Origin of the sequence: Schaalia georgiae DSM 6843 (genome assembly GCF_000429245.1) — a bacterium.
In the GTDB taxonomy this organism is placed as follows: Bacteria; Actinomycetota; Actinomycetes; order Actinomycetales; family Actinomycetaceae; genus Pauljensenia; species Pauljensenia georgiae.
The window spans coordinates 476,745-498,739 of the sequence record NZ_KE386870.1 but is presented as its reverse complement, the minus strand read 5'-3'; the positions used below and the strand labels follow the sequence as shown (position 1 = coordinate 498,739).

Here is a 21,995-nt window from a genome sequence, read left to right as displayed (position 1 = left end):
GTCCCCTTGTACGGCAGACCGGACAACTCCTGCGACGCTATCTCATCAATATCCGCATCAGTCACCGACACCACATACAGGATCTCACTGCGGAACGACCACCCCCGCTCCTCACCAGGACCCCAATCCCAACAATAACGGACGAGCCGAGGCGGTTGGAAACCGATGCTCCCACCCCCCTCCCCGCCAGAGCACGGACAAAACCCGCCAACACCGGCTCCTCCGACCGCAAATACTCCTCAATCGACACACGCTCGGCAAAAGACGTCTCCGCCTGCGGCAAACCCAACGCCTCCTGCGGGCTCTGCGACCGAGGAACCAACCCACACCCCGACACCAAAAACACCGCACACACAAGAACACCAGCGGCCCTGGCGAACACACGACTGGTCGTCATCTCAGACTTCCCCTTGCTGGAGCACCACGACGCGGGCGAAAACACAGCGGCTGGAGCGCGCGGCGCGGGCGGAAGCACGGCGGCCGGAAGTCGGCGCGGCGGCTAGCAACAGCCCACCGCACCCTCGTATCCAGCGCGCACTCACTGCTCATCCCCCGACTCATCGCCGGACCCGCCCGACTGACCCGAGTCGCCCCGGGACGGCGGGGGCGGATTCGGCTGCTTGGTGTCCTTGTCGAAGGCCGGGTAGACCACCAAATCGGAGAACACCTCCTCAGTCGTAGGCAACGTGTACTGACTAAGATCCCCCATCGACCCGTCCGAGGGACGACACCCCGACTCATACTGAACCGGAGACCTCTGATCGGGGAAATAGGTCACCTGGAGTTGCCCACCATTATCGGCATCTCCACTACTCAGAACGAAAGACCCGTCCTCCCGTGTCTTTCCCCGTGTCCCCTTGTACGGCAGACCGGACAACTCCTGCGACGCTATCTCATCAATATCCACATCCGTAACCGACACCACATACAGAGTCTCACTGCGGAACCGCCACCCGTACTCCTCCCCACGCCCCCGATCAGAACAAATCTGAAGCTGCCGCGCCGGTTGGAAACCAATCGTCCCACCGCCCCTCTCCGCCAGAGCACGGACGAAACCCGCCAGCACAGGCTCCTCCGACCGCAAATATTCCTCAATCGACTCACGCTGGGCGAAGGGCGTCTCCGCCTGCGGCAAACCCAACGCCTCCTGCGGAGTCTGCGACCGAGGAACCAACCCACACCCCGACGCCAACAGAACCCCACACACGAGAACACCAGCGGCCCTGGCGAACACACGGCCACTCACTTCGCGCCTCCCACGACCCGGCAGATGTCGTTGAACGCCTCGTTCTCCTCCCCCGGCTTGGGCGGGGCGAAGTAGGAGGAGTGATTCGCGATGCCCGACGGGTTGACGGACACGTACCCCTGCGCTCCTGTGGCGTCCCCCGACAGGTGCTGGATTCCCTCCAACTCCTGGGGATCCCTGGCGAAATCCGACCAATCCGGGCCCCTGCCCTGCACGGTGGAGTCCCCTTCAGGAACAGCGGAGACCCACACGTGGGAGGGATCAACCCCCAGCGCCCCCACCGAGTGCGCCCCACTGCCCGGGGAAGCCAGGTAGACGTGGTCGTCCACAACCCCCTCGCCCATCTGCCGCATCGCCAGCCCAGCAGTGGTGGACCCGTAGGAGTGGGACACACTGGTCAAATGCAACGAACCTCCCTGTTCATCGCGCCACGAGCGCACACCCGTGAGGAACCCCGCCAAACGGTCGGCCCCCGCATGCGCCTTGTCCGTACTGGCCACACTCGGATCGAAGGTCTTCGTGACGTCCGTCGGGGCGTCGTAGTTCAACCACGCCACCACAGCGACATCAGACTTTCCTATGCCGACCTTATCGACTGTGTTGTCGCGCATGCGATCGGCGACATCCACGTAGTTGTCCAACGAGTCGCGCACATTGGTGCCCATGCCCGGAGTGAAGTTCGCGACGTGCTGGGCGTGGTCCACATCCCCCACAGCCACAGCCGCCTTCACCTGCTCCCCCGACGTGTCCAAGGCGAGCAAGGACAAGGGCGTCCCATCCGACGCCTGCTTCGTGCGCAACTGCTCGTCGATCTTCTGCAAATCCTTCAGATCCCGCTCAGCGCGGTCCAGGGCAGCCCTTAAACCATACGCAGCCGTCCTCTGCCGGTCATTAGCCGCGCTGTTCATGGCTTCGTCATAGCGAGCTTTCGCCTCGTCGAACTTGGCCTGGGCCTGGTCGAGCAGGCCAGTACCCGGAACGTGGTTGCCGTCGGCGTCCTCGCGCCCGTACAGGGCGAGCCGGTTCGCCTTGTCCCGCGACGCCATGTCGATCCCGTCCAAGTTGCCGTACTTCAAAGGATCGCGCTCGATGCACGCCTGGCGCTCCTCATCGGTCAGGGCGGCCCACCACGCGCTCACCTCCGATGGGGACCACGACTCGTCCGCGTCGTTCGGCAAGCCCGGAGAGATCGATGCCCTGCCCTCAGCTCTGAAAAACGTGCCCATTGCCAGTCGTCGTAACCGCCTAGCGAACTCCGCGTCCACCTCGTCGGCGATGCGCAGAGCATCAGCAACGCATTCTTTCAGCTCCGCGTGCTTCGCCTCGGCGACCGCGTTGCCCTCGGTTTGAACGGAGAACGTCCAGGCACCTTCGTACTCGCGGGAAAAACTGTCAACGCTGCCATCGTCGTGAATGGGGTAGCCGATCTCCTCGGAGATCTCCAAAGCACTTTCCACTTTCGCCGTCACCCGGCGCACGCCATCCACGGCCTCGGCGCACGCCAGCATGTACTCGGCGAGGCAGTTCACCCCGTGATCCAAACAATTCTGCTGGCTCCCCAGCGCACCACGCATCGCGCTGACGGAATCGCCCTGGGACTGGATGTGGCGCTGGTGGTCCTCCAGCTCCGCGACCTGGGCGCGCGCTGTCCGCAACGCGTCCTCCGCCTCTTGCCTGGCGGCCTCGATATAGTCGGCGCGCCAGTTCAAGACTTCACTCCACGCGACCATCAGTCCACCCCCGCTGAGTGAGCGATGTTCTGGAACACCACAGTGTTGGCGTCCTCCGTGGCGGCCAACTGCGCGATCATATCCGCGAGGTTCACGCAGAAATCCGACAAACCGGAAACAACGCCGCCAACTCTTTTGTCAATGGCGTCCGCGGCCTGAACGCCCAGATCCGCGCTCTGCCCTCCGGGCATTCCCCCGTGGATATACGACCCGGCCTCCTCGACCACCACCGGTCCCAGGTCCTCGACCACATACCCCACGCGCTCATGGAGCGTCTCCAGATCGCCCGCAACAATATGGATGTCCGTCACCGCATTCTCCCTCCCCGCCGTCGGATGTTCCTCGCACCGCAGCGCCGCGTCGGAAGCCAGGACCCGGCATACTCCGGACCCGTCCCCGCGACGCCGTCAGGCACATGCCCACCGTATGCGGTCCACCGCGGATGGCGAACCCCGGTCCGCCCACCGGACACGGGCGACGGACACCCCGGCTTCCCCGGGCCTACCGGGCGGCGAGCTCTCCCACGATCTGGGCGATCGCCTCGGCGCACTCGTGCCAGTCCGCGACGGCGCGCGTCGGGTACCCGGCGGCTTCGACGGGGTAGTCGTTGCCCTCGGCGTCCAGCCGGTCCCCGATGAAGAGCATGTCCTGCGGGGCGATGCCCGTGGCCTCCACCAGTTTGCCCATGCCGTAGGCCTTGTCGATGCCCCGGGTCGTGATGTCGATCGAGGTCGAGCCGCCGCCCCGCACGTCCAGCTCGGGCACGTCGGGGGCCACGGCGTCGCGCAGCATCGCCTTCTTCGCGCCGTCGGGGTCCCACGCGCGCTTGGCGTCCAGGGGAGCCTCCTGCCCCAGGGCGGAGTAGGTGATCTGGGAGCCCCGGTCCTCGATGATGGGGCCCCACGTGTCCTCCTCCCACAGGCCCAGCTCTTTGGCGCGCCTCTCCAGGGAGGCGATCGCGCGGTCGCGCACCTGCGGGTCGAGGTCGTGGGCGTACTTCATGACCCACTGGCCGTCCTCGTAGCGGTAGTAGCGGGTGCCGCACGTGGGCATGAGGTGCAGGCGGGAGAGCTGGCGGTCCGTGGCGTGCAGTTGGGACAGGACCTGGGCGCGGAACTGCCCGATCTGCCCGCCGGAGATGATGCACACGGGCACGTGGTCGAGCAGGGACTGCAACCGCTGGTCCATGAGGGGGGGCAGCGGCGACTTCGAGGGCGCCAGCGTGTCGTCGAGGTCGAAGGCGACGAGTTTCATCGGGACTCCTTTGGGAAGCGGGCGCTCCGCCCTAGTCGGTTGCCGGATCGCCGGGGGCGCCGTCGTGGTGGCCGCTGGACTCCGCCGGATCCTCGGGCGGGACCGGAAGGACCTGGAGGAGCACGACGGAGGCGACCAGGCCGCCCCACACCAGCAGGATCGTCAGTACCATAATAAGGACAGCGATGGCGCTCATGCCCGGGCTCCTTCCCCGTCGGTCTCCCCGTCGCCGGGGCCGTCACAGCCGCCCGGTGCAGCACTGCCATCACAATCGCCCGGCGCCGCGTTCCCGTCTGCTTTCCCGCCTCCGGATTCCCCCGGAGCACGCGGCTCCCCCGACCCGTCCTGGACGGCGGCCCCCGCCTCGTCGGCGTCGATGATCGCGCGGATCGACCGCGCGGCGCGGCGGTGGCGCCACGGCAGTAGCGTGAAGGCCCCCGCGCCCACCACGGCGAGGGCGACGGACCCCCAGCCGAAGACCGCGACGAGGCCCGGGGCGTAGGAGCCGTAGCCCTCCTGGACCAGGGTCACGGCGGTGATCCCCATCATGACGAGGAGGACCAGGGGGACGACGACGCCCACCAGGGGCTCCCACGGGCGCGGCACCTTCACCGAGGACACGGAGTTGAGGTGGCGGCGCAGGCCCCGCAGACGCGGCGGTGCCACGGCGGCCAGGACGGCCACTAGGATCGCACTGGACACCACACCGATGTTGTTGATGAAGTTATCGACGATGTCGAGTGTGTTCAGGCCGGACCGGGTGCCGAAGAGCGCCACGGAGACGACGGTGGCGGGGACGCCGAAGACGAGGGCGGCGCGGGCCGGCGAGAGCCCGAACTTGTCCTGCAGGCCCCCCGAGACCACTTGCAGCAGGGACAGCAGCGAGGTCACCCCGGCCAGGGTCAGCGAAGCGAAGAAGAGGACGCCGAAGATCGCTCCCCCCGGCATCATCGAGATGATCTTCGGGAAGGTCACGAAGGACAGGATGGGGCCGGAGACGCCCTCCACGTCGCCCACGCCGACGCCCTGCTGGTGCGCCATGAAGCCGATGGCGGAGAACACCCCGATGCCCGCCAGGATCTCGAAGGACGAGTTGGCGAATCCCGCGACCAGGGCCGTGCCCGTCAGGTTGGACCTGCGCTTGAGGTACGAGGCGTAGGTCATCATGATGCCGAAGCCCACCGACAGCGAGAAGAAGATCTGCGCGAAGGCCGCCAACCACACCCGCGGGTTGGAAAGCGACTCCCAGTCCGGTGAGAAGAAGGCGTTCAGGCCCTCGACCGCGCCCGGCAGGAACAGGGCGCGCACGACCATGATGAGGAAGAGGACAACCAGCAGGGGCAGGAACACCTTGTTCGCCGCCTCGACGCCCCGGGCGATGCCGCGCCCGATGATCGCCAGGACCAGCACCCAGATGAGCACCAGGGGAACGGCGACCGCCGCGACGGGCTCCCAGGAGAACTGGTCGCCGGGCACCACCCTCAAGAACGTGTCCGTGAAGAAGGACGTGGGGTCCTCGCCCCAGCTCTGGTCCACGGAGTACACCATGTACTGGGCGCTCCAGGCGATGACGGCGCCGTAGTACACCAGGATGACGAAGCAGACGAAGGTCTGGAACCAGCCCAGCACCTCGCCCCCGGCCGCGAGCCTGCGCAGCGCCCACGACGGCGACCCCCGGAGCTTGTGCCCCATCGCGTAGTCGAGCCACAGCATGGGGATGCCGACGAGGACGAGGGCCACCAGGTAGGGCACCAGGAACGCTCCCCCGCCGTTGGCGTAGGCGGTGCCGGGGAAGCGCCAGATGTTGCCCAGTCCGATGGCGGAGCCGATCGCCGCCATCAGGAAGCCCGTCTGTCCGCTCCAGGACTCGCGTTTGGTGGTTCTGCGCGCAGTGGCCTCCATGGGGTTCCTGACTGTCGGTGTGTGAGGGATATGGGCCAGCGTAGGAGAGTCCCGCGCCGCAAGGGGAACGGGGTCCATATACCAGACGAATCAGCTGGTCGCGGGGCCGCCCGCGCCGTCGACAGGGCGTTGATGGGCGGTCCGCCCACGGTCAGCGCAGCAGGGCTGCCCGCACTGCCGAAAGGGCCGTGGATGGGCGCCACAGTCGGCGCGGCGGGGCCGCTCACACCGCCGACAGGGCGTGGAAGAGCGCGGCGACCCCGATGGTCACGGGCAGGGAGGCGAAAGTGGTGATGAGGACCGTCCCCTGCGCGATCTCCACGCCCCCGCCCGCCCGCGTGGCCGCGATGTAGGCGTTCTGGGCGGTGGGCAGCGTCGCCATGACCGTCACCGACATCAGGGCCTGGCCCCTCAGCCCGAGGGCCATGCCCGCTGAGAGGGCGACGAGCGGCTGGACCACCAGTTTCGTCAGCGATGCCAGAACCGCGCCCGCTCCCCCGCGCACCCGCGCGCCCCCGCCGCGCAGGGAGATGCCGAAGGCCAGCAGGATCATGGGCGGCGCCGCCTGGCCGAGCATCGAGGCCGTCACATCCACCAGGACCGGCATTGCCGCGCCCGTCGCGGAGAACACCAGGCCCGCCACTGCGGCGACCACCATCGGGTTGGTGACGACGAGGCGGGCCACGGCGCACGGCGACGGCGTCCGCCCGGCCGCGCTGACCTCGGCGAGCACGAAGAACATGGGGGTGAAGAACCCCAGTTGGAACACGATGACGGGCAGGACCGCGGAGGCGTCCCCCAGGACGTAGACCGCGACGGGGATGCCGATGTACGCCCCGTTGTTCAGCGACGCCGCCATGGCCCCCAGTGCCAGATCCGGCCCCCGCAGTCGCGGCCACGCCCTGGCCACGGCGACGAAGAAGAGGGCGGCGACCACCCCCGAGGCGGCGGCCACCAGCAGCGGGCGCCCGAAGACGGAGGACACGTCCGTGCCCGCCTCCGCGTGGAAGACCATCGCGGGCGACGCCACCCAGTAGGTGACCTGGGCGAGCGCGGTGGCGGCCTCCTGGCCGACGCGGTCGAAGCGCCTGGCCAGCCAGCCTATGCCGATGACCGCGCTGATCGCGCAGATCGACCAGATGATCGAAGCCACCGCTGTTCCCTGGCCTAGTGGGCCGCGCGCGGCACGGGCGTCACCGCCACTGCGCCACGACCTCGTCCGCGCGGTTCAGGGCGGAAGCGATCGCCATGTGCATGTCGAGGTACTTGTACGATCCCAGGCGCCCGCCGAAGAGTACCCGGTCCTCCCCCGCGGCCAGTTCCCGGTAGGCTTCCAGGACCTCCCGGTCCGCCGGGGACGCCACCGGGTAGTAGGGCTCGTCGCCGCGCGTGGCGAAACGCGAGTACTCCCGCATGATGACGGTGTTCGTCGCGCCGGGCCGCGCCCTTTCGGGGTGCAGGTGGGCGAACTCGTGGATCCGGGTGAAGGGGACCGACTCGTCCGAGTAGTTCATGACCGAGCAGCCCTGGTAGTCGGGGACGCCCACGACCTCGGTCTCGAAGTCGAGGGTGCGCCACGACAACTCCCCCGCCTCGTAGTCGAAGTAGCGGTCGATGGGGCCCGTGTACACGACGGGCACTTGGCCCACGGCCGCCTTCGAGCAGGGCTGGGACAGGTCGAAGAAGTCAGTGCCCGTGCGCACCGTGATGCGCGGGTGGTCCGCCATGTTCTCGAACCAGGCTCCGTAGCCGCCCACGGGCAGCCCCTCGTGGGCGTCCGCGAAGTACCGGTTCTCGTAGGTGAAGCGCACCGGCAGGCGCGTGATGATCGAGGGGTCCAGGTCGGTGGGGTCGGTCTGCCACTGCTTGGCCGTGTAACCCTTGATGAACGCCTCGTAAAGGGGACGCCCGATCAGGCTGATGGCCTTCTCCTCCAGGTTCGACGGCTCGCCGCCGGCCTCCCCCGCCTGCGAGGCGATGAGCTGGCGCGCCTCCTGGGGCCCCATGGCGCTGCCGAAGAACTGGTTGATCGTCCCCAGGTTGATGGGCAGCGGGTAGACGACGCCGCGGTGGTTCGCGTAGACGCGGTGCTGGTAGGAGTTGAAGGCCGTGAAGCGGTTGGCGTAGTCCCACACGCGCTCGTTCGAGGTGTGGAAGAGGTGGGTGCCGTAGCGGTGGACCTCGACGCCGGTGGCGGGGTCGATCGACGAGTACGCGTTGCCCCCGATGTGGTCACGGCGTTCGATGACGGTGACGTTCATGCCGAAGCGCTCCGCCGCCTCGCGGGCGACTGTCAGGCCGAAGAAGCCCGATCCAACAACGAGCAGATCCACGCCGCTCCCCTTTCCGGTTGCCTCCCCCAATCCTACTGGCCCCGCCCGCCCGCGCGCTGGCACATCCCATCCGCCCCCGCCAGGCGCGCCGGGCCCGTCCGACGGCGCTCGGATACCCTTGGGGTGGAAGGCAACGCGGAGAGGGGTTCTCCAATGGTACGGATCGCGGTCGTCGAGGACGAGGCCGCCTCGCGCGCCCTCCTGTCCGATTACATCAGGCGCTACGGCGACGAGCACGGCCTCCGCTTCGACGTGACCCACTTCGAGGACGGCGCAGCGCTCATCGGCGACTACAAGCCCGTGTACGACATCATCCTGATGGACATCCAGATGGAGCACGTGGACGGGATGAGCGCCGCCCGGGCGATCCGCGAGGTCGACCAGGAGGCCATCCTCGTTTTCATCACCTCCGCCCCGCAGTTCGCCATCAGCGGGTACCAGGTCGGCGCGCTGTCCTACCTCCTCAAGCCCCTCCCCTGGTTCGCCTTCTCCCAGGAACTCGACCGATGCCTCGAAGCGCTCGCGAAACGGCAGGGGGCCTCCGTGCTGCTCCAGTCCGGCGCGGCCACCCACCGCGTGCCCGTGGCGGACATCGTCTACGTCGAGTCCATCAAGCACCGCCTCACCGTCCACACCGCAGGCGGCGCCGCCATCTCCATGGTCTCCACCCTCAAGGCGATGGAGGCCCGGCTGGAGGGCATGGACTTCTTCCGCTCGAACTCGTGCTACCTGGTGTCCCTCAGGCATGTGCGCGGCGTCGCCGACCAGGAGTGCCTCATGACGAACGGGGACCGGTTGCGCGTCTCCCGCCCCCGCAAGAAGGCGTTCATGAGCGCGCTGGCCGCTTACGCCGGCGGGATCCGCTGAGATGTTCGAGTCGCTTCCCGACATCCCCCGCCTCTTCACAGCGCTGGCCGAGTGGGGCGCGTCCCTCGTCTACGTGAGTGCCGTCGCACGCGCCTGCTCCCACGCGCTCTCCCCCGCGCGCCCGGTCCCGCGCTGGCGCCTCGCGCTCGCCGGGGCGGGCGGACTGCCCGCCTTCGCCTTCACCCAGGAGCTCCTGGGCCGCGCCCCCCTGTCCCTGTGGGTGCCCGGCATGGTCCTCGCCTTCGCGCTGGTGTGGGGCACGATCAGGGTAGGCACCGCGATGGACTGGCGGTGGGTGACGCACACGAGCGCGCGCGCCTTCGTCGTCGCCGAGCTGGCCGCCTCCCTCGCGTGGCAGGTCGTCGTCTACTTCCACGCCGCCGCGCCGATATGGCGGCCCGAGACCCTCGGCGGCTTCACCGCCATCGCCGCGGCGTGCCTGGGCAGCGTCTACTACTGCGAGCGGCGCGTCCTGCGGCAGGGGGCGCTGCCCGCTCTCGGGCGCGGCGACCTCGCCGCCGCACTCGTGATCGGCGTGGCGGTCTTCGCCCTGTCGAACCTCAGCTTCGTCTCCACGCAGACCCCCTTCTCGGGGCGGGCAGGACTCGAGGTCTTCTACATCCGCACGCTCGTCGACCTGGGCGGCTACGCGATCCTCTTCGCCCAGTTCGAGCGCATCCAGCACAGCGCCACGGAACGCGAGCTGGCCTCGATCCAGTCCTCCTTGGAGGCCCAGCACCACCAGTACCTGTCGGCCAGGGCCGACATGGAGCAAGTGGCCCGCGCCCACCACGACCTCAAACACCAAGTGGCCGCGATCCGCGCCGAACTGGATCCGGGGCGGGCGGCCGCCTCCTTCGAGGAGCTCGAGTCCCAGATCGCGCAGATCGGCCAGCAGTACCACAGTGGGAACGCGGTCCTGGATGTGGTCCTGACGACGAAGGGGCGGGTGTGCGGCGCCGAGGGCATCAATTTCACGGCGGTCGCGGACGGGGCCCTCCTGGAGGGCGTGTCGTCGATGGACATCGCCACCCTCTTCGGCAACGCCCTGGACAACGCGATCGAGGCCTCCCGCAGGGTGCCGGACCCGGCCAAGCGCCTCATTGAACTCGCCCTCTTCCGCCGGGGGGAGATGGTCGTCATACGCGTCGACAACTGGTTCGACGGGCGCCTGAGCACCGACGCGGGCGGGCGCCTCACGACGATCAAAGCCGACGGGGTGCGCCACGGCTGGGGCGTGAAGTCGATACAGTGGACGGCCCGCAAGTACGGCGGCCAGGCCGCCACCAGGGCGGAGGACCACTGGTTCACCCTGACGGTCCTGCTGCCCTCGACCTCCCCCATACAGGAACGGTGACGGCCGTGGGCGCGCAGTGGCTCCGATTGCGGTCCTGGAGCGGCGCGGACGCTCCCCCGGGCGGGCCGGCGGAGGGACCCCCGCATCGGCGCGCCGCAGGGTCGGAGGCCCCGCTCGTGCAGCGCGCCGCGCGGTCGGGTTGCGCGTGGCGGACTCGGGTGCTTGCAGCGCCGCGCCCCGGCCAGGGGCGGCCGCGCTCAGTTGAATCCGAGGACCGCCCGCACGACCGCGTAGCCCGCGCGGATCACGCGCGGCGAGCCGTGGCGCACCAGGGCGGCCAGCGGATCCCGGACGATCGCGGCCGTGGCCTGCGGGTTCACCATCTCCATGTCCAGCCAGATCGAGTCCTTGAGGGCCAAGTGCTTGGATGTGCCCGACAGCTGCGCCATCACCGAGCACACCACGGCGTTGATGCGCAGGTAGTGCACCATGTACCGCCACAGGCGCTCGTCCACCGAGCCCCGCGGGGGGATGGCCTGGGCCATCAGCCTGTTGACACGGGCCAACTGGTCCAGGCGCGAGATCATGACCTTCTCGTTGACGGACTGGTCGTCGCGCCCGATGAAGTAGCGGTACAGGTCCACGTCCAGGTAGCGGATGGTGCGCACGTGGGGCAGTGGCACGTGCGAGTACAGGTAGTCCACGTAGAACGTGTGCTCGGGCAGGGACAGGCCCGAGGCGCGCACCACCTCGGTGCGCAGCGTCAGCGCGTGCATCATGAGGTACTGGTCGTAGCGGCAGCGCCGCACCTGCTCCCACCCGAAGACGCGGCCGCGCGGCAGCACGTTGCGGTAACGGATGACCGCCTTGTGCGCCTTCCCCTGTTTCTCGTACACGTAGTTGGTGACCAGCAGGTCCAGGTCGCGCCCGGCCCCGCGCTCCTCGCGCAGCACGTCGAGCACCGCCGCCAGGGCCTTGCGGTCCAACCAGTCGTCGGAGTCGACGACCCGCACGTGCGTGCCCGTGGCCGCAGCGATGCCGGCGTTGACGGCGCCGCCGTGGCCCTTGTTCTCCTGGTGGATGACGCGGACGGAGTCGTAGCGCGAGGCCCAGTCGTCGGCGATCCCGCCCGTCGCGTCCTTCGACCCGTCGTCGACGACGATGACCTCGACCTCGTCGCCGTAGCCGACCAGGCTGGTCATCGCCCGGTCCAGGTAGTCCTGGGAGTTGTAAGAGGGGACGATGACTGTGAGCAGCGGTGCTGGCATATGGGGGTCTCCTTGATGGGGCGGTGCCCTCACATCCTACTGTGCGCCGGCCCCCTCATCCGCCGTTCCGCCCTGGTCGGGGGCCGGATCGTCGCGGAAGATCACCTTGAATATCGGGAAGAACACCCAGAAGGAGATCGCGGCGTTGATGATCATAGTGACGACATCGGCGAAGGTCTCGCCCCCGGGGCCCATCGAGGCGATGCTCCACGCGTAGATCGGGTCCTTGTACAGGACCTGAAGGGCGGCGGCCACGACCGTGATGACCACGTAGGCCACGGCGTACCACAGCGCCGCCCTGAGGACCGACGAGTTCGACTTGAAAGTGATGGAGCGCTGGGCGAAGAAGTTGATCACCTGGGCGATCAGCAATGTGATCTCCACCGCCAGGAAGTACGCCAGGCCGCCCCCGCCGCCGGATTGGATGGCGCCGGCGGGGTAGTCGAAGAGGTAGATGGTCTGCCCGTTGGAGACCCCCACGGGCAGGAACTGGAAGGCGGTACCCACCAGGGACGTGCCCGCGAGCACCGCTTTGAAGGCGGGCATCAGCACCAGTTGCAGCACTGTGATGCCGTTGGACAGGATGAAGAAGACAATGAACTGCGCGAGGGTCTGGTGCTTGTCCTCGAAGTCCTTCCACCATTTTCTCAAGGCGTTCATGAAGGGGGTTCCTCCGGTCGTGCGTGGGTGTGCATGGGATTCGGTTGGGAGCGCCCGCTGGGCGGTCCATGTCCTGCGGGCGGTTCCACTCCGCGTTGGGGTCCTCGGCGGGGCGGGTGCTTCAGCGCGGCGGTCCGGGCCCGGGGGGCGCCCCAGTGTTGTGGTCCGGGCCCGGGGGGCGCCTCAGTGTTGTGGTCCGGGCCCTGGGGGGCGCCTCAGCGGGGAGCGTCCAGTTCACGTTGCGTGCGCTTGTCCGCCCTGCGGTTGGCGAAGTAGCCCCTGGCCAGGCGCGCCACCCCGCGCAGGACGTGCCCGTTGACGGCGAGGACGACCGCGTCGACCATGTCGGCGCTGACCGCGCCGCGCGTCATCTTCGCCAGCGCCCTGAAGGGCATGTTGAGGACGAAGAGGATGTTGAGGTCGGGTGCCCCCTTCGCGTCGGCGCGTTTGCGCGCCGCCTCCAACCTGCGCGCCGCGAAACGGGCCAGAGGCGATCGCGCCCGGGACATGGCCGACAGCGGGTCGCCCGACTCGAGGAGCTCCGCCTCGCGGGCGACGGGCACGGGCCGGCCCAGCAGCGCCGCGAACTCCTCGTCCGTCACCGCCTTGACCTCGGCGTCCAGGTAGTGCCCCAGCGCCGGGTCGATCGACGAGGGCACCCCGCCCTCCACGTCCAATTCGGCGCGCAGCGCCACGGACTGGCTGTGGGGGCCGACCTCGATGGTCCACCTGCCCGCCTCCTCCTCCCAGCGGCCCCGACCCGTCTCCCAGTGGCGGAAGGTGTAGTCGTCGAAGGGAATGACGACCTCGCGGCTCGCCCCCGCGGGGACCAGCACCTTCGCGAAGCCCCGGAGCTGGCGGGCCGGGCCGAAGACACCGCCGGGGGCGCGCGCGTACAGCTGGGCCACCTCGGCGCCGTCCACGTCAGAGGTGTTCGTGATCGTGAAGCGGGCGCCCCGCCGGTCCGCGCTGAGGCCCGAGTACTCGAAGTCCGAGTAGCTCAGCCCGAAGCCGAAGGGGAAGGCGACGGGGACACAGGCCGCCTCGAAGTAGCGGTAGCCCACGTAGGGGCCCTCGCGGTAGTGGGACAGCGGCCCCGTCGCCGGGTACCACTGCGAGGTGGGGTGGTCCTCGTAGGAGCGCGCGTAGGTCTCGGCCAGGCGGCCCGACGGGTTCGCCCGCCCGGTCAGGACGTTGACGGCCGCCCGCGCGCCACCCTGTCCGCCCAGGTAGGTGTGGACGATGGCGTCGACCCCGTCCACCCACGGCATCTCCACGGAGGCGCCGCCCGAGAGGACCACGACGACACGTGCTCCCGTCGCCGCCAGGGCGCTGATGAGCGCGTTCTGGGCGCCGGGCAGGCGCATGTGCTGGCGGTCGAGGCCCTCCGACTCGGCCAGCTCGTCGAGCCCGGCGTACACGAGAACGGTCCCGCAGCGCGAGGCGAGTTCCACTGCCTCGGCGATGAGCCGGCCGTCGGTGTCCCCCTGGCGCTCGTAGCCTTGGGCGAAACCCTCCACGACCAGTCCCGCGGCCCCGTCGGAGAGGACGTCGAGCGCGGACTCGAGGCGCGTGGGGTTGACCTGGGAGGATCCCGCACCCTGGTAGCGCGGCGTTCGCGCCATGTCGCCGACCACGCCGACGACGGCGCCCTCCGCCAACGGCAGGGTCCGGCCCTCGTTGCGCAGCAGGACGACGCTGTCCTGGGCGATGCGGACCGCGAGCTCGTGGTGGGCCTCCAGGTCCACCGGATCCGCCTCGCCCAGTGCGGTGGCCGAGGCCGCCATGTCGAGCACCTCCTGGGCGCGGGCGCGCACCGCCGCCTCGTCCAGCTCCCCCGCCCGGGCGGCGGCCACGATCTGGCGCGCCCCGTACAGGCCGGGGCCGGGCATCTCCAGCGAGCCTCCCGCCCGTGCCGCGTCGACAGCGCTGTTCGAGCCGCCCCAGTCGGACACGACCATGCCGTCGAAACCCCATTCGGAGCGCAGGATCTCAGTGAGCAGGTGCGCGTTCTCGTGGGCGTAGGTGCCGTTGACGCGGTTGTAGGAGCTCATGAGCGCGCGCGGGGACGCCTCGCGCACCACGATCTCGAAGGCCGTCAAGTAGATCTCCCGCATGGTCCTCTCATCGACGACCGAGTCCGAGGCCATGCGCCGCAGCTCCTGGGAGTTGACGGCGAAGTGCTTGGGGCACGCCGCGACCCCCTGCGACTGGATGCCCCGCACCACGCCCGCGGCCATCCGCCCGGCCAGCAGGGGGTCCTCCGAGTAGTACTCGAAGTTGCGCCCGCACAGCGGGGAGCGCTTGATGTTCAGGCCCGGGCCCAGCAGCACGTCCACGCCGAGCGCCCGCGCCTCCCGGCCCAGTGCCTCGCCCATCCGTTCGGCCAGTGCGGGGTCCCACGAGTTCGCGACCGTGGCCGCCGTGGGGAAGCACGTCGCCTTCTCCGAGGCGGCGATGCCCAGGTGGTCGCCGTCCCCGAGTTGGCGGCGCACCCCGTGGGGGCCGTCGCTCATCACGAAGGAGGGGACGGAGGCGGCGGGGACCGGGCGGGAATCCCACTCGCTGGATCCGGATAGAAGCGCCGCGGCTTGGATGAGGCTGAGGTCTGCCGCCGCCCTTGCGCGCCCGGGGTTCGTGGTCATCGTCGCTCCCTATGCTCCATTGCTGCGCCCGCGTCCGCGGGCCCACGACCATTGTGGGCGCCGCGCCCCACGGTGGGGAGCGCCGGAGCACGATCTGTCGGAACTCGTTCCTGTTCTGTCACCGAGCCACCGCCTCCCGCCCGGCGCGACGGGTTATCATGAAGGGAGTATCACGCGCATGCGTGGCAGGTTTTTCGACGCGGCTGGGAGGAACCATGAGCGACGCGCAATCAATCATCGACGCCCTGGGCGGCTGGGACAATATCAAGGACCTCGACGCGTGCATCACACGGATCCGCCTTGACGTCGTCGACGCCGACATCATCGACGAGCGGGCCCTGCGCGACGCCGGGGCCTTCGACGTCATCATCGTGGGCGATGCCGTGCAGGTGGTGGTGGGCCCCGACTCCGAGGAGATCGTCGACGCGATGAACGCGCTGCGATGAGCCCGGCCGTGCGCTCGCCGCTGCCGGGCGAGGCCGCGGCGCTGGACTCAGTGGATGACCCTGTCTTCGCCGGGGGTGTCGTCGGCCCGGGGTTGGCCCTGCGCCCGCCGACCGGACGGCGCCTCGACGTCCTGGCGCCGGTCACGGGCACCATCGTGAAGACGACGCCCCACGCCTTCGTCGTGCGCGCCGACGACGGCGCCGCCGTGCTCGTCCATCTGGGGATCGACACAGTGGCACTGCGGGGCCAGGGCTTCGAGGCGGTCGCCCGTCAAGGGGAACGCGTGGACGCGGGGCAGGTGGTGTGCCGCTGGGACCCCTCCGGGGCGCTCGACTCCGGCCTCGACGTGGTCTCCCCCGTCGTCGTCCTCGAACCCGTCGGAGCGGCCATCGAGCCCGCGATCCCCGTCCCGTCAGCCGTCGGGGCGGGGGACGCCCTTTTCACCATCATCTGACCGGTGCGCCCTGCTGGGGCTGGTGGGGTGCGCCGACTGCGGCCACCGACGCGCGTTGTCGACACCGACGCGCGTTATAACCCCCTCGCGGTGTCGACAACCCCCTCGCGGTGTTGACACGCGCGCCTGCACGCACGGGGCCCGCGCCCCTTCTTCAGGCGCACCCGGGGGGCGCAGAGGGGTCAGTCGATGGAACCGCGCAGGAGCGAGAAGAGCGCAGTGAGGCGCTCGTTGGCCGGGAGCTCCTCGATGGCGACCTCGTCCCCCTCCGAGTTGCACAGGGGGACGCACCAGTTCGGGTAGAGGTCGGCGTCCGTGCCCGGCATGTTCTGCGGGCGCAGGTCCCCCACGGCGTCGACCAGGGAGGCGACGACGAGCTTCGAGGGCGTTTGCGCGACGTAGGCGTACAGTGCCTCGACCAGTTCGCGCTCGGTGGGCTGGGCGGAGTCGATGAGCCCGTACTCGCGCAGCCGTGCCTCCACCTGCTCCAACTCGAGGCGGTCCTGGGCGCGCACGGTCTCCACGTCGTCCACCAGCAGTCCCAGTTCGGAGCGCAGCGTGGTCTGGATGCCCCGGATGTACCCCTGCGTGGGCGGCAGGTCGTGGATGTTGACGGCAGCCAGGGCGCGCTCGCGGTAGTCGCAGGGGCGCAGCGGCCAGCCCCCGCCGTCCTTCTCGAACCAGACGACGCTGGTGCCCAGCACCCCGCGCTCGCGCAGGTAGTCGCGCACCCACGGCTCCACGACGCCCAGGTCCTCGCCGATGACGACGGCCCCGGCGCGCTGCGCCTCCAGCAGGACGATGCCGACCATCGCCTCGTGGTCGTAGTACACGTAGGTCCCCTCCGAGGCGCTGCGGCCCTCGGGGATCCACCACAGCCGGAAGAGCCCCAGGATGTGGTCGATGCGGATGGCACCCGCGTTCGCCAGGGCGGCGCGCAGCATGTCGCGCAGCGGCGCGTACCCGGACTCGGCGAGGGCCTTGGGCGACCACGGGGGCTGCGACCAGTTCTGGCCCTGCTGGGAGTACATGTCCGGCGGGGAGCCCACAAAGATGTCGTCGGCGAAGAGCGTGGGATGGCTCCACCGCTCCGAGCCGTGGGAGTGCACGCCGACGGCCAGGTCAGCCATGATCCCCATGCTCATCCCGACGCGGCGCGCGCACGCCTGCGCCTCGCTGAGCTGCTGGGAGACGATCCACTGGCACCACTGCCAGAACTCGACGCGGTCGGCGACCTCTAGGCGCTCCATCTCGACGGCGGGGGCGCTGGAGCGCGACAGGGCCTCGGGCAGCTCGATCGTCTCCTCCCTCTCCACCAGGGCGCACCACAGGGCGTAGTTGGCCAGGTCCGCCCCGCCCCGCTCGATGAAGTGGTCGAAGTCGGACTGGCGGCGGTAGGGGCGCGCCGCGGCGAAGATGATCTCGAGGGCCTTGCGCTTCGCCTCCCAGACGCGGTCACGGTCGATGAGATCCTCGTCGACGGCGAAGTCCACGGTCTGAGCGCGCAACTGCTCGATGGCGTCACGGGACTCCTGGGGGAGCGCCGCGTACTCGGCGATAGCCTCGGGGCGGATGTAGATGGGGTTGAGCCAGCGGCGCGAAACGGGCAGGTAGGGAGAGTTCTCCTGCGGGGAGATGGGCTGGGGGGCGTGGACCGGGTTGATGAGCAGGAAGTCCGCGCCTTTGTCGGCCGTGATCGCTGCCAGGTCGGCCAGGTCCACGGCGTCGCCGATGCCCCACGAGGCGTGCGAGCGCGTGGAGTACATCTGCGCTCCGACGCCCCACGCGCGCTTGCCGCCGCGCAGCGCGGGCGCATCCAAGGAGGACGGCACGATAATGAGGGCGGAGGAGGCGACGAGGCCGCCCTCGACCGTGGCCACCAGGCGATGCCAGCCCAGGGGCAGCCAGTGGGGGACGTCGAAGGTGGCGCGCCCGACGGCCCGGTCGTCGATGATCCGGGGGGGGATATAGCGGTCGAGCTGCTCGCAGTGGCCGCTGCGCCCGTCCTCGAGGATCCACTGGACCGACACCCACGCGCCGTCGGGCACATGGACGGGGAACTCGTAGCCCCCTCCTTGGCGGGCGACGATCGTGGGGGGCAGGGTCTGGCGCCACTCGCGCTCGTCCACGAGCCGCGCGGCTTCGTGCAAGTCGCCGATCGTCGATTCCGGGGACACTGGGACGCCGAGCGCGTGGAGGACCTCAAGGAGGGATTCGGCACTGACATCGACCCAGTTCCCGTACCAGTCCCAGTAGCCTGTGGCCACTCCATTGCGGTCCGCGACGTGTCGCAGGAGGCCGGGATCTGATGATGCTGGTGCGTTGGTGTCCACTGCGAACCTCAGCCTTCGGGGTCGTGATGTGATCAGTATTAATTCTACGCGGAGACCGACTCCCCCACGGGGCCCGTGCGTGTGCCATGGGGCACATTGGCGACGCGGCTCTTCATGTCGGCCGCGATCTCCTCCGTCTTCAAACCCGCGACCAGCTGCACGTAGGCCCCCGAGCGCACGACTGCGAGGATCTCCGGCAGGCGCAGGCCGTTCTCCGCGACTGCGCGCTGGGTCCTCACCTCGACGCGGATGCGCATGAGGCACGGCTCGATGTCAACGATATTCTCCCTGCCTCCGAGCGCCTCGATGAGCTCTTGTGCTGTCTCCATGATTCCCCTTCCGTCGCACTGCTCTCGACTGCGACACGAGTCACACTCTACGTGTGGACTGCGAGAAAGGCAACACTATGGGGAAACCGGCGCGCCCCAATACCCTCCGGGCGCGGCGGCGCGGTGCTGGGGTCGGTGGTGGGTTCGGGGCCTCCGCCCAATACCCTCCGGGCGCGACGGCACGACGGCACAGCGGCGCGGGCGCGGGGACGACTGCCGCCGTCGACGCCGAAGGGGCCCGGCGCACCAGCCCCATCGACGCCGAGGGAAGCGGGCGGGACAGCCCCGTCGACGCCGAGGGGGCCGGGCCCCGCGGCCCGCCCCCCTCCCGCACTCAGTCGCGGGTGAGCCTGCGGTGGGTGACGCGGTGCGGCTTGGCCGCCGCCTCGCCGAGGCGGGCCACCTTGTTCTTCTCGTAGGCCTCGAAGTTGCCCTCGAACCAGTACCACTTGTCGGGCTCCTCGTCGGTGCCCTCCCACGCGAGGATGTGCGTGGCGACGCGGTCGAGGAACCACCGGTCGTGGGTGACCACGACCGCGCAGCCGGGGAAGGCCAGCAGGGCGTTCTCCAGGGACCCCAGGGTCTCGACGTCCAGGTCGTTCGTCGGCTCGTCCAGCAGCAGCAAGTTGCCGCCCTGCTTGAGGGTGAGCGCCAGGTTCAGGCGGTTGCGCTCGCCGCCGGACAGGACGCCCGCGGGCTTCTGCTGGTCCGGGCCCTTGAAGCCGAAAGCGGACACGTAGGCGCGCGAGGGCATCTCGACGTTGCCCACCTGGATGAAGTCGAGCCCGTCGGAGACGACCTGCCACAGGGTCTTGTCGGGGTCGATGCCCGCGCGGCTCTGGTCGACGTAGCTGATCTTCACAGTCTCGCCGATGGTGAGCTCGCCGCCGTCCAGGGGCTCCATGCCGACGATCGTCTTGAACAGCGTGGTCTTGCCGACGCCGTTGGGGCCGATGACGCCGACGATGCCGTTACGCGGCAGCGAGAAGGACAGGCCCGAGATGAGCGAGCGGTCGCCGAAGCCCTTGCTCAGATCCTTCGCCTCGATGACGACGCTGCCCAGGCGCGGGCCCGGCGGGATCTGGATCTCCTCGAAGTCGAGTTTGCGGGTGCGCTCGGCCTCGGCGGCCATTTCCTCGTAGCGGGCCAGACGGGCCTTGGACTTGGCCTGACGGCCTTTGGCGTTGGAGCGGACCCACTCCAGCTCCTCCTTGAGGCGCTTGGCCAGTTTGGCGTCCTTCTGCCCCTGGACCGCAAGGCGCTTCTCCTTGGTCTCCAGGTAGGTGGAGTAGTTGCCCTCGTAGGGGTAGAGGTGGCCGCGGTCGACCTCGGCGATCCATCCGGCGACGTGGTCCAGGAAGTATCGGTCGTGGGTGACGGCGATGACGGCGCCCGGGTAGGAGGCCAGGTGCTTCTCCAACCACAGGACGGACTCGGCGTCGAGGTGGTTGGTGGGCTCGTCGAGCAGGAGCAGGTCGGGCGCCTCGATGAGCAGCTTGCACAGCGCCACGCGGCGGCGCTCGCCGCCCGACAGGACGGAGACGGGCTGGTCCGGGGGCGGGCAGCGCAGCGCGTCCATCGCCTGGTCCAGCTGGGAGTCGATGTCCCACGCGCCTGCGGCGTCGATCTCCGTCTGCAGCTTGCCCATCTCCTCCATAAGGGCGTCGAAGTCCGCGTCCGGGTCCGCCATCTCCTCGGAGATCTCGTTGAAGCGGGCGAGCTTGCCGAAGATCCCGGAGGCGCCCAGGCGCACGTTCTCGATGACGGTCTTGTCCTCGTCCAGGACGGGCTCCTGCATGAGGATGCCGACGCTGTAGCCGGGGGTCAGGCGGGCCTCGCCGTTGCTCGGCTCGTCCAGTCCGGCCATGATCTTGAGGATCGAGGACTTGCCGGCGCCGTTGGGGCCGACCATGCCGATCTTGGCTCCGGGGTAGAAGGCCATGGTGACGTCGTCGAGGATGACTTTGTCTCCGATGGCCTTGCGGGCCTTGATCATCTGATAGATAAACTCCGCCACGTCTCTCCGTTCGGGGTTGGCTGCTGTGCGCCGGCCTGGGCGGGCGCGCTTTCGCTGTCAATGGTACCGACGAGGCGCCGGATGCCGTTGGGAGTCATCCCACACCCGCCCCGGTGATCCTGATCTCACACCCCACCGGGGGCGGCTCGCGCATTCGGCTCCCGCACTGGCATCGCCACTGGTTACGGCACCGTAATGGTTTGGCGCGAACTGTTCAACTATTGAACCTCCGGAAGCGTAGGTCCACTCTTTCCGACAAACTTTGAACCAATTCCGTGGCCAGCAGTGTGCCCACGGCCAGAAGACCCCCAACGAGAGGAGCGCACATGGACGGACTCCAACGCATCCCCCTCGACCCCCGCGTCAACGCGCCGGTCTACCACATCGCCTCGACCCCCTCGACGAACTCCCTGGCCGTCGAACTCATCACCGACCCGGCCACCCCCACGCCGCACATGACGACCGTCGTCGCCGCCGAGCAGACGGCCGGGCGCGGGCGCCTGACGCGCACATGGACCTCGGCGCCCGGCAAGGGGCTCACCGCCTCCACCATCCTCTCACTGCCCACCTCCCTGGCGCTGGCCTCCTCCGGCTGGCTCATCCACGCCTGCGCCCTGGCGGTCCGCGACGCCGTGGACGCGCGCCTGGCGCCCCTGGGCCGCGCCACCCACACCAAGTGGCCCAACGACGTGTGCGTCGACGGCAAGCGCAAAATCTGCGGGATCCTGGGCGAAGTCGCCCCCGCCTCGTCCCCCTTCGTCAACACCTTCGTCATCGGCTACGGCGTCAACATCTCCATGACCGACGGCGAGCGGCCCACCCCAGAAGCCACCGCCCTCAGCCTCGAGGGCGACCAGGAGGCCGCCGCCTCGCCACGGGGCACCGCCCTGGCGCTGCTCGCCGACATCCTCGTCGGCCTCGACCGGCGCATCACCGGGCTCATCAACGCCGACGGCGACCCCATCGCCAGCGGGCTCGCCCACGAGGCCACGACCCGCTGCGCCACCATCGGCTCGCGCATCGGCGTCGCCGACCCCACCGACCCCACGGGCGCGCCGCAGCTGGAGGGCACCGCGACGGCGCTGAGCCCCATCGGCACCCTCGTGGTGCTCCTCGACGACGGCACCACCACCGATGTGTCCGCCGGGGACGTGACCCCCATCGCCAACGGCAAGCACCGCGCGTAGCGCCCACCCACAAGGAACGAAAGTAC

Annotated in this window: 19 protein-coding genes and 1 pseudogene; 5 read left to right on the top strand and 15 right to left on the bottom strand. The window is 69.4% G+C overall.

What is annotated here, in order from left to right; all coding sequences use genetic code 11:
- Window positions 1–538 precede the first annotated feature (538 nt).
- The 9 genes and pseudogenes from G447_RS12730 to glf all read right to left on the bottom strand — a co-directional run bounded on the left by G447_RS12730 (window position 539) and on the right by glf (window position 8,465).
- Entirely contained in the window at window positions 539–685 is a 147-nt protein-coding gene (locus G447_RS12730) for a hypothetical protein (RefSeq protein ID WP_243442376.1), read from the bottom strand.
- A 27-nt stretch (window positions 686–712) separates the two neighbouring features.
- Window positions 713–1,207, bottom strand: a pseudogene (locus tag G447_RS12800) (DUF4853 domain-containing protein); the annotation flags it as partial.
- A 35-nt stretch (window positions 1,208–1,242) separates the two neighbouring features.
- Window positions 1,243–2,976: an alpha/beta hydrolase gene (locus G447_RS0110650; protein WP_026431036.1), complete on the bottom strand. Its 1,734-nt coding sequence runs from the start codon at window positions 2,974–2,976 to the stop codon at window positions 1,243–1,245.
- Entirely contained in the window at window positions 2,976–3,287 is a 312-nt protein-coding gene (locus G447_RS0110645) for a hypothetical protein (protein ID WP_026431035.1), read from the bottom strand. Before G447_RS0110645 ends, G447_RS0110650 begins: the two co-directional genes overlap by 1 nt.
- Before the next feature lie 190 nt (window positions 3,288–3,477).
- Window positions 3,478–4,230: an HAD-IIB family hydrolase gene (locus G447_RS0110640; RefSeq protein WP_005870181.1), complete on the bottom strand. Its 753-nt coding sequence runs from the start codon at window positions 4,228–4,230 to the stop codon at window positions 3,478–3,480.
- A 31-nt stretch (window positions 4,231–4,261) separates the two neighbouring features.
- Window positions 4,262–4,426 carry a methionine/alanine import family NSS transporter small subunit gene (locus tag G447_RS12170; protein ID WP_005870167.1) on the bottom strand — a complete coding sequence of 55 codons (165 nt, stop codon included), beginning with the start codon at window positions 4,424–4,426 and terminating at the stop codon, window positions 4,262–4,264.
- Window positions 4,423–6,132 (bottom strand): sodium-dependent transporter, encoded by a 1,710-nt coding sequence (locus G447_RS0110630; RefSeq protein ID WP_026431034.1) that lies wholly within the window; start codon window positions 6,130–6,132, stop codon window positions 4,423–4,425. The genes G447_RS12170 and G447_RS0110630 overlap by 4 nt, the downstream gene beginning before the upstream one ends.
- Window positions 6,133–6,355: 223 nt before the next feature.
- The gene (locus tag G447_RS0110625) at window positions 6,356–7,285 is read right to left on the bottom strand and encodes an AEC family transporter (protein WP_026431033.1); all 930 of its coding nucleotides are present in this window, start codon (window positions 7,283–7,285) and stop codon (window positions 6,356–6,358) included.
- Between the two features lie 40 nt (window positions 7,286–7,325).
- Window positions 7,326–8,465 carry a UDP-galactopyranose mutase gene (gene glf, locus G447_RS0110620; RefSeq protein ID WP_026431032.1) on the bottom strand — a complete coding sequence of 380 codons (1,140 nt, stop codon included), beginning with the start codon at window positions 8,463–8,465 and terminating at the stop codon, window positions 7,326–7,328.
- A gap of 153 nt (window positions 8,466–8,618) precedes the next feature.
- On the opposite strand from glf, the gene G447_RS0110615 reads away from it, so the two are divergent.
- Window positions 8,619–9,332 (top strand): LytR/AlgR family response regulator transcription factor, encoded by a 714-nt coding sequence (locus G447_RS0110615; protein ID WP_005870184.1) that lies wholly within the window; start codon window positions 8,619–8,621, stop codon window positions 9,330–9,332.
- 1 nt (window position 9,333) lies between these two features.
- Window positions 9,334–10,689: an ATP-binding protein gene (locus tag G447_RS0110610; RefSeq protein WP_026431031.1), complete on the top strand. Its 1,356-nt coding sequence runs from the start codon at window positions 9,334–9,336 to the stop codon at window positions 10,687–10,689.
- A 197-nt stretch (window positions 10,690–10,886) separates the two neighbouring features.
- On the opposite strand, the gene G447_RS0110605 is transcribed toward G447_RS0110610, so the two are convergent.
- From G447_RS0110605 to G447_RS0110595, 3 genes are all read right to left on the bottom strand, one after another.
- Window positions 10,887–11,897 (bottom strand): glycosyltransferase family 2 protein, encoded by a 1,011-nt coding sequence (locus G447_RS0110605; protein ID WP_026431030.1) that lies wholly within the window; start codon window positions 11,895–11,897, stop codon window positions 10,887–10,889.
- A gap of 36 nt (window positions 11,898–11,933) precedes the next feature.
- Window positions 11,934–12,557 (bottom strand): hypothetical protein, encoded by a 624-nt coding sequence (locus G447_RS0110600; protein WP_026431029.1) that lies wholly within the window; start codon window positions 12,555–12,557, stop codon window positions 11,934–11,936.
- A 215-nt stretch (window positions 12,558–12,772) separates the two neighbouring features.
- A complete protein-coding gene (locus G447_RS0110595; RefSeq protein WP_026431028.1) occupies window positions 12,773–15,202 on the bottom strand; it encodes a glycoside hydrolase family 3 C-terminal domain-containing protein in 2,430 nt (809 codons plus the stop codon).
- 215 nt (window positions 15,203–15,417) lie between these two features.
- Between G447_RS0110595 and G447_RS0110590 the strand changes: the two genes are divergently transcribed.
- Both G447_RS0110590 and G447_RS0110585 read left to right on the top strand, forming a co-directional pair.
- The gene (locus G447_RS0110590) at window positions 15,418–15,648 is read left to right on the top strand and encodes a PTS sugar transporter subunit IIB (protein ID WP_005872160.1); all 231 of its coding nucleotides are present in this window, start codon (window positions 15,418–15,420) and stop codon (window positions 15,646–15,648) included.
- On the top strand, window positions 15,645–16,103 hold the full coding sequence (locus G447_RS0110585; protein ID WP_005872148.1) for a PTS sugar transporter subunit IIA: 459 nt from the start codon (window positions 15,645–15,647) through the stop codon (window positions 16,101–16,103). The genes G447_RS0110590 and G447_RS0110585 overlap by 4 nt, the downstream gene beginning before the upstream one ends.
- A 182-nt stretch (window positions 16,104–16,285) precedes the next feature.
- Here the strand turns inward: G447_RS0110585 and malQ are convergent, their stop codons facing one another.
- From malQ to ettA, 3 genes are all read right to left on the bottom strand, one after another.
- A complete protein-coding gene (gene malQ, locus G447_RS0110580; RefSeq protein WP_026431027.1) occupies window positions 16,286–18,436 on the bottom strand; it encodes a 4-alpha-glucanotransferase in 2,151 nt (716 codons plus the stop codon).
- Window positions 18,437–18,480: 44 nt separating this feature from the next.
- Window positions 18,481–18,765, bottom strand: a complete 285-nt coding sequence (locus G447_RS0110575) for a PTS sugar transporter subunit IIB (protein WP_005872156.1) — start codon at window positions 18,763–18,765, stop codon at window positions 18,481–18,483.
- Between the two features lie 334 nt (window positions 18,766–19,099).
- Window positions 19,100–20,782 (bottom strand): energy-dependent translational throttle protein EttA, encoded by a 1,683-nt coding sequence (gene ettA / locus G447_RS0110570; protein WP_005869005.1) that lies wholly within the window; start codon window positions 20,780–20,782, stop codon window positions 19,100–19,102.
- Window positions 20,783–21,108: 326 nt separating this feature from the next.
- On the opposite strand from ettA, the gene G447_RS0110565 reads away from it, so the two are divergent.
- Window positions 21,109–21,969: a biotin--[acetyl-CoA-carboxylase] ligase gene (locus G447_RS0110565; protein WP_026431026.1), complete on the top strand. Its 861-nt coding sequence runs from the start codon at window positions 21,109–21,111 to the stop codon at window positions 21,967–21,969.
- The last annotated feature ends 26 nt before the right edge of the window (window positions 21,970–21,995 follow it).

Excerpts from the sequence above, each read along its gene's own strand:
- G447_RS0110615 (WP_005870184.1), top strand. The coding sequence starts at position 8,619 with ATGGTACGGATCGCGGTCGTCGAGGACGAGGCCGCCTCGCGCGCCCTC.
- G447_RS0110590 (WP_005872160.1), top strand. The coding sequence starts at position 15,418 with ATGAGCGACGCGCAATCAATCATCGACGCCCTGGGCGGCTGGGACAAT.
- G447_RS0110650 (WP_026431036.1), bottom strand. The coding sequence starts at position 2,976 with ATGGTCGCGTGGAGTGAAGTCTTGAACTGGCGCGCCGACTATATCGAG.
- G447_RS0110630 (WP_026431034.1), bottom strand. The coding sequence starts at position 6,132 with ATGGAGGCCACTGCGCGCAGAACCACCAAACGCGAGTCCTGGAGCGGA.
- G447_RS0110595 (WP_026431028.1), bottom strand. The coding sequence starts at position 15,202 with ATGACCACGAACCCCGGGCGCGCAAGGGCGGCGGCAGACCTCAGCCTC.
- G447_RS0110575 (WP_005872156.1), bottom strand. The coding sequence starts at position 18,765 with ATGGAGACAGCACAAGAGCTCATCGAGGCGCTCGGAGGCAGGGAGAAT.
- G447_RS12170 (WP_005870167.1), bottom strand. The coding sequence starts at position 4,426 with ATGAGCGCCATCGCTGTCCTTATTATGGTACTGACGATCCTGCTGGTG.
- G447_RS0110610 (WP_026431031.1), top strand. The coding sequence starts at position 9,334 with ATGTTCGAGTCGCTTCCCGACATCCCCCGCCTCTTCACAGCGCTGGCC.
- G447_RS0110565 (WP_026431026.1), top strand. The coding sequence starts at position 21,109 with ATGGACGGACTCCAACGCATCCCCCTCGACCCCCGCGTCAACGCGCCG.
- G447_RS0110605 (WP_026431030.1), bottom strand. The coding sequence starts at position 11,897 with ATGCCAGCACCGCTGCTCACAGTCATCGTCCCCTCTTACAACTCCCAG.
- G447_RS0110600 (WP_026431029.1), bottom strand. The coding sequence starts at position 12,557 with ATGAACGCCTTGAGAAAATGGTGGAAGGACTTCGAGGACAAGCACCAG.
- G447_RS0110585 (WP_005872148.1), top strand. The coding sequence starts at position 15,645 with ATGAGCCCGGCCGTGCGCTCGCCGCTGCCGGGCGAGGCCGCGGCGCTG.
- G447_RS0110640 (WP_005870181.1), bottom strand. The coding sequence starts at position 4,230 with ATGAAACTCGTCGCCTTCGACCTCGACGACACGCTGGCGCCCTCGAAG.